Genomic DNA, 6,253 nt, shown 5'->3' with positions numbered 1-6,253 from the left:
CATATAGACAATGCGGTTAATTTCGGACGTCGTATGTGTGAAAAACTGAAAGAACTGATTCCACGTCAACAATTTGATATTGCCATACAAGCCGCTATTGGAGCTAAGATTATTGCTCGTGAAACAATAAAAGCTGTACGTAAAGACGTTACTGCAAAGTGTTATGGTGGTGATATTTCACGTAAACGTAAGCTATTAGAAAAGCAGAAAGAAGGTAAAAAACGCATGAAACAAGTAGGTAACGTAGAAGTTCCACAAAAAGCATTTTTGGCTGTATTGAAACTGGATTAGCTAACAAGTCCATTAATAAATAGATGATTAAGAACATTATACCGTTTTATATTTCCTCAGAAAAACTGATAGTAAAATCAGAAGATTGTTATCAGTTTGACTCTGATGGAAAGAGATATATTGACTTTGAATCAGGTGTATGGTGTACTAACATTGGACATAGTAATAAATACATTACTAACCTGATAGCTTCTCAAGCAGAACAATCTATTCATCACGGATATAAATTTCGGAATGAGTTTGCTGAAATGCTATCAAAAGAACTACAAAGAATAATAGGTATAGAAAATGGGGCTAGCGTCTTTCTTAGTTCCGGCTCGGAAGCAGTAAATCTAGCTATAGTTATTTCACAACATATCATTAACCGAAAAAAAATATTAAAAATAGACAATACATATCTTAGTGCATATGGATTTGGACAAATAAGCACTGATAATGAATATATTACCAACGTACGCTATAATGATATTGAGTCTATAAAGAAAATTAATTTCAAAGAGATTGCATGCCTTGTATTAGAGACTGGAGGAGCTTCTATTGATATAGTCCAATTTCCTGAATATAGCTTTGTAAAAGAACTCGTTGATATTGCGAAGTTGAATGGTTGTATTATTATAGCAGAAGAAGTAACAACAGGAATGGGTAGAACCGGAAAATGGTTTGGATTCCAACATTACGATATCATACCAGATATAATTGTTATAGGAAAAGCTATTGGTAATGGATATCCCGTTAGTGCTGTAACAATCAGCAACAAAATAAATAGAGAATTCTGTAAAAACCCGTTCCGATATGCTCAATCCCATCAGAATGATCCTTTGGGCTGCGCAATTGGACTGGAAGTAATAAAATATATAGAGAAGAATAATCTCATAGACAGAAGTAATACAACCGGTAAATACTTTAAGGAACAATTAGAGTCCTTAAAAAATAAATATAAGAAGCATATTAAGAGTGTCAGAGCCAGAGGACTTATGTTCGCAATGGAATTTACCCCAACAATTAATATAGAGTGTATTAGCAATAAACTATTTGAAAAAGGAATTATTATAGGATATAAACATGAATCTTTAAGATTCTTACCTCCACTGACAATAAAACAATCAGATATTGATGTTCTTATAAAAAGCCTGGATGAATTATTATCAAATAAAAATAGAACATAAAACATGAATAATTTCAACAAAATAGGCATAAAAGATTTCACACCTGATTCTTTCGGATTGAAAGATAAATGGATGCTAATCAGTGCAGCCAAGCCAGATGGTACGGTCAATACAATGACAGCTAGTTGGGGTGGTTTTGGAGTTATGTGGAACAAAGAGGTAGCTTTCGTTGTTATAAGACCTCAACGTTATACAAAAGAATTTGTAGATAGTACAGATTCCTTATCTCTTACCTTCTTCGACAAGAGTTATCTAAAAGCTCTTGGCTACTTAGGTAAAGTATCAGGTCGGGACGAAGACAAAATAGCAAAAATGGGGTTAACAACAATATCAGATGATGATGTTCCTTATTTTGAAGAGGCTAACACAGTAATTATCGCAAAGAAGCTTTTTGTTCAAAAAATAGAAGAAGAAGCTTTCCTTGATAAAAGTATAATAGAACGCTGGTATCCCGAAAAAGACTTTCATTATTTATATATAGCCGAAATAACTAAGATTTTGCAAAAATGAAGTATGAAGAAATAATTTTAGATAAATTTACAGTTGTCGGTATATCAGTACGCACGACCAATCAAAATCATCAATCGCAAGGTGATATTGCAAAACTATGGGAGACCTTTATAAGGAATGGTTATATTCAACAATCGCTTCCTAATAAAATATCCAATGATATATACTGTATCTACACTGATTATGAAAGCGACTATACCGGCGAGTATACAACCCTTATAGGGTATAAAGTATCAACATTGGAAGGTATACCGTCCAATTTGAGCCTTGCAATAAAAGAATTTCCTCAAGCAAAATATAATAAATACATATCGGAAGGAGAACTTCCCTATGTTGTAGGTAAGACATGGGCACATATCTGGAAATCAGATATAGACAGAGCATATAAAGCTGATTTTGACGTTTACGGAGAGGATGCAAAAGATCCCTCTAACGCCAAAATAGCAACTTATTTATCCATTAAATAAATTTACACTTTACTAAAAGAATGAGAAAATGGCGCATCGAAGACTCGTCTGAGTTGTATAACATCGCAGGATGGGGTATTAATTACTTTTCTGTAAACGAGAAAGGTAACGTTGTTGTAACTCCGAAAAAAGACGGAGTAGCTGTTGATTTAAAGGAAGTGATGGACGAACTACAACTTCGTGACGTATCGGCTCCTGTATTGATCCGTTTTCCGGATATTTTGGATAATCGGATTGAAAAAATCTCGACGTGTTTTAAACAGGCTGCCGAAGAGTACGAATACAAAGGGCAAAATCATATTATTTACCCCATTAAGGTAAACCAAATGCGCCCCGTAGTAGAGGAGCTCATTAGCCATGGTAAAAAATTCAATATCGGACTTGAAGCAGGTTCTAAACCAGAGTTACATGCTGTTATTGCTATTAATACCGATCCCAATTCCCTTATTATATGCAATGGATATAAAGACGAAAGCTACATAGAATTGGCACTACTGGCACAAAAGATGGGTAAACACATCTTTATTGTTGTTGAAAAGCTAAATGAGCTATCTCTTATTACAAAGGTTGCTAAAAGATTAAAAATAACTCCAAATATCGGGATACGCATCAAGCTGGCAAGTTCAGGCAGTGGAAAATGGGAAGAATCGGGGGGAGATGGAAGCAAATTCGGACTCAATTCGAGTGAACTGTTAGAAGCATTAGCATATTTGGAAAAGAACAATATGAAAAACTCACTTCGTTTGATTCATTTTCATATTGGTAGCCAAATAACTAAAATACGTCGTATAAAAACAGCTCTACGTGAAGCCGCACAATTCTATGTACAATTGCATGCTATGGGCTTCAATGTGGAATTTGTAGATATAGGTGGAGGCTTAGGTGTTGATTACGATGGCACACGCTCTTCATATAATGAAAGTAGTGTAAATTATTCTATACAGGAATACGTAAACGACTCTATTGCCACGATGGTAGATGCTGCAAATAAGAATGATATCCCCCACCCTAATATTATTACCGAATCGGGACGTTCATTGACAGCGCATCACTCGATACTTGTATTCGAAGTCCTGGAAACAGCCACTCTACCTGAATGGGATGAAAACGAAGAGATATCTGAAAATGATCACGAACTAGTTCGTGAGCTATATCAAATTTGGGATGATTTGAGCCAACCGCGCATGCTCGAGGCATGGCACGATGCCCAACAAATAAGAGAAGAAGCTTTGGACCTATTCAGCCTTGGTTTGCTCACTCTAAAGACAAGGGCACAAGTAGAACGACTCTATTTTTCCATTGCAAGAGAAATATTTCATATTGCAGGCCGGTCGAAGCATGCTCCTGAGGAATTGAAACAACTATCTAAATTGTTGCCGGATAAATATTTCTGTAACTTCTCATTATTTCAGTCATTACCGGATTCATGGGCCATAGACCAAGTTTTCCCAATAATTCCTATCCATAGGTTGGATGAAAAACCGGACAGGACAGCCACCCTTCAGGATGTAACCTGTGACTCGGACGGAAAAATAGACAACTTTATTACCAATGGTAATCAGTCTTCTTATCTGCCTGTTCACTCCAAAAAGAGAAATGAGTCATATTATCTAGGAGTATTCCTTGTTGGAGCATATCAGGAAATATTAGGTGATTTACATAATCTGTTCGGAGATACTAATGCAGTACATATTTCAGTCAATAAAGATGGATACGAAATAGAACAGATGATAGATGGTGAAACTGTAGCCGAAGTGTTAGAGTATGCTCAATACAATTCGAAGAAACTTGTACGCACAGTAGAAACATGGGTAACCAGCTGTGTGAAACAAGGTTCTATTACGGTAGAAGAAGGAAAAGAATTTTTGTCCAATTATCGTTCTGGGCTATACGGATATACATATCTGGAATAATCACCCAATTTACAATATACTCTCCTTTCGAACTTCAATAATTTGAAAGGAGGGTTTTTAATCCAGACTACAAACTATGAAATACATTAGATCTATTCTCTCAATTATCATCGCTGTATTATTTTCCAACTGTTCAGTTTATGAAAATATATATTTCTCCGAAAATGGAAATATAAAATATGAGATGTCTATTGATGCCGGTGAGATGATCGCGACAATGTCTTCGATGGAGATAAATGCGCCTGATAATATCCCTTCAGATACCATAATACATTTAATAGACTTTATAAAAGATTCACTTGATTTATCATCTGAAAATATTCAAGATGCAATTAAGAATATAGAACCTATATATCTTAAATATGAAAACAAGATAAATGAAAGTAAATTAAACATTTCCATATTCGGTAATTTTGAAAATTCTGATGCACTCAATAAAGCTTTTGCAGCAATGTCTCTACTCGACCAATATACGAATAAAGGGAAAGATAATGATGAGAACCAAAACAGCCTTCCGGTAGAAAAGCTATTTAGATGTAGCTTGTTATGGGATGACGTAACAATGAAGCGAGTAATTGATCCTACCAATAATAATGAAAGTGATAAAGAATCGTCTCCAAATTCTAAACATAATACTTTATATAAATTCTTTGCAAATGGAGGAATGGTCGTTAAATATCATTTTCCGAAAAAGATAATAAAAGTTAGCAATCCTGATGCCACTTTATCTCTTGATGGCAAAGTAGCTATTATAGAATATTCGGGTTCTATGCTTACCGAACCTACAGATAAATTATCAATAGAAATAGCAACAGAAAAATAATTATACGAATAGCTAATATAATAAAGTAAGACGAACATTTTATACTAGCTCTTTATTTTCATGGGTTTCCATTACGATAAGCCCCTACCTCAGAATGGAGTCGTGTAATGTTGCATACTTAGGACAACATCTAAAACATTTATAGAGATTTCTTAACACTTGAAAAACAACGTCAAATAAAAATTAACCATATAATTGACTTTAGCTGAAAATAATCTTCAAAAATAGGCTATTGGCTAACTTCTACACATCTACTCCATAAGAATTACAGACACTGGTCTTTAGATAATAATCGTTCTGATATTAAACTTTGATTTTCAACACTTAAAATCAATCAAGACATATATCATACTTACTTCCTATCATCTATATTATTTTAGTCCGGCATTAATCTAATATTTACTATAAATTTCTTTTCTAGGGTTATACCAATTGGGGTTTTAAATTTTCAATAAGAAATACCAGAAAAACATACAGATAAGAAAAAATGGTAAACAAAATTGCGGATATGGGTAACTGTTTTTATTTCCAAAGGATTTAGCTTTGTATCTATCGAACAAACTTAGGTAAGTAGCTTAAAAGTTAAAAAAATATCACTAAGAAAATGAACAAATAATGATGTCTGAAATACATCCAGAGGCATTCTGCATAGAAGAAAACCATATGATTAGGTGAATAACAGTCAGTACGACATCAATTTATTTAACTGAGGACTAAGTTGGTCCATGGTTTATTCAATTATATCATTATAAGAGTACATATAAAGAAAAAGATTGGAATATATAACACTTTTTAGGAATCAATTATGAACTTTTCAAATAAGTATTCGGGTTGTCTAATCAGTAATGATAGCTTGCGTCCTTCAATTGAGCTAAGAGCCATTACCAAAGAGCAGAATTTCGAGGATCATAGCCAATATTGCAAGATTGTCATCTCATTAAATGGAGAGGCTTCTTTTTCTTTTGGAAAAACAATCGATCATCCATTCCAAAAGGGTAAAGCCATATTTGTACCTCCCGACTATTCTTTCTCGTTTAATACTAATGATAAGGCAAATTTATTAATATTCAGGTTGTCTAGCAT

The 6,253-nt window shown here is 34.0% G+C and carries 6 protein-coding genes and 1 pseudogene; all 7 read left to right on the top strand.

What is annotated here, in order from left to right:
- A pseudogene (locus tag JGH11_RS18595) lies at nucleotides 1-291 on the top strand (elongation factor 4); the annotation flags it as partial.
- 23 nt (nucleotides 292-314) lie between these two features.
- Nucleotides 315-1,457, top strand: coding sequence for an aspartate aminotransferase family protein (locus JGH11_RS18590; protein WP_201114304.1), 1,143 nt, complete (start codon nucleotides 315-317; stop codon nucleotides 1,455-1,457).
- A gap of 3 nt (nucleotides 1,458-1,460) precedes the next feature.
- Nucleotides 1,461-1,967: a flavin reductase family protein gene (locus JGH11_RS18585; protein ID WP_201114302.1), complete on the top strand. Its 507-nt coding sequence runs from the start codon at nucleotides 1,461-1,463 to the stop codon at nucleotides 1,965-1,967.
- Nucleotides 1,964-2,434 carry a GyrI-like domain-containing protein gene (locus tag JGH11_RS18580; RefSeq protein WP_201114300.1) on the top strand — a complete coding sequence of 157 codons (471 nt, stop codon included), beginning with the start codon at nucleotides 1,964-1,966 and terminating at the stop codon, nucleotides 2,432-2,434. The genes JGH11_RS18585 and JGH11_RS18580 overlap by 4 nt, the downstream gene beginning before the upstream one ends.
- Before the next feature lie 20 nt (nucleotides 2,435-2,454).
- Entirely contained in the window at nucleotides 2,455-4,347 is a 1,893-nt protein-coding gene (gene speA, locus JGH11_RS18575) for a biosynthetic arginine decarboxylase (RefSeq protein ID WP_201114298.1), read from the top strand.
- A gap of 76 nt (nucleotides 4,348-4,423) precedes the next feature.
- Nucleotides 4,424-5,170: a hypothetical protein gene (locus JGH11_RS18570; RefSeq protein ID WP_201114296.1), complete on the top strand. Its 747-nt coding sequence runs from the start codon at nucleotides 4,424-4,426 to the stop codon at nucleotides 5,168-5,170.
- A gap of 805 nt (nucleotides 5,171-5,975) precedes the next feature.
- A partial coding sequence (locus tag JGH11_RS18565) for a hypothetical protein (RefSeq protein ID WP_201114294.1) occupies nucleotides 5,976-6,253 on the top strand: 278 nt, incomplete at its 3' end.

It is taken from the genome of Dysgonomonas sp. Marseille-P4677, assembly GCF_016652235.1.
Lineage (GTDB): Bacteria > Bacteroidota > Bacteroidia > Bacteroidales > Dysgonomonadaceae > Dysgonomonas.
This window is presented reverse-complemented; position numbering and strand designations above follow the sequence as displayed.

Coding starts and splice junctions, on each gene's coding strand:
- JGH11_RS18590 (WP_201114304.1), top strand. CDS start 315: ATGATTAAGAACATTATACCGTTTTATATTTCCTCAGAAAAACTGATA.
- JGH11_RS18585 (WP_201114302.1), top strand. CDS start 1,461: ATGAATAATTTCAACAAAATAGGCATAAAAGATTTCACACCTGATTCT.
- JGH11_RS18580 (WP_201114300.1), top strand. CDS start 1,964: ATGAAGTATGAAGAAATAATTTTAGATAAATTTACAGTTGTCGGTATA.
- speA (WP_201114298.1), top strand. CDS start 2,455: ATGAGAAAATGGCGCATCGAAGACTCGTCTGAGTTGTATAACATCGCA.
- JGH11_RS18570 (WP_201114296.1), top strand. CDS start 4,424: ATGAAATACATTAGATCTATTCTCTCAATTATCATCGCTGTATTATTT.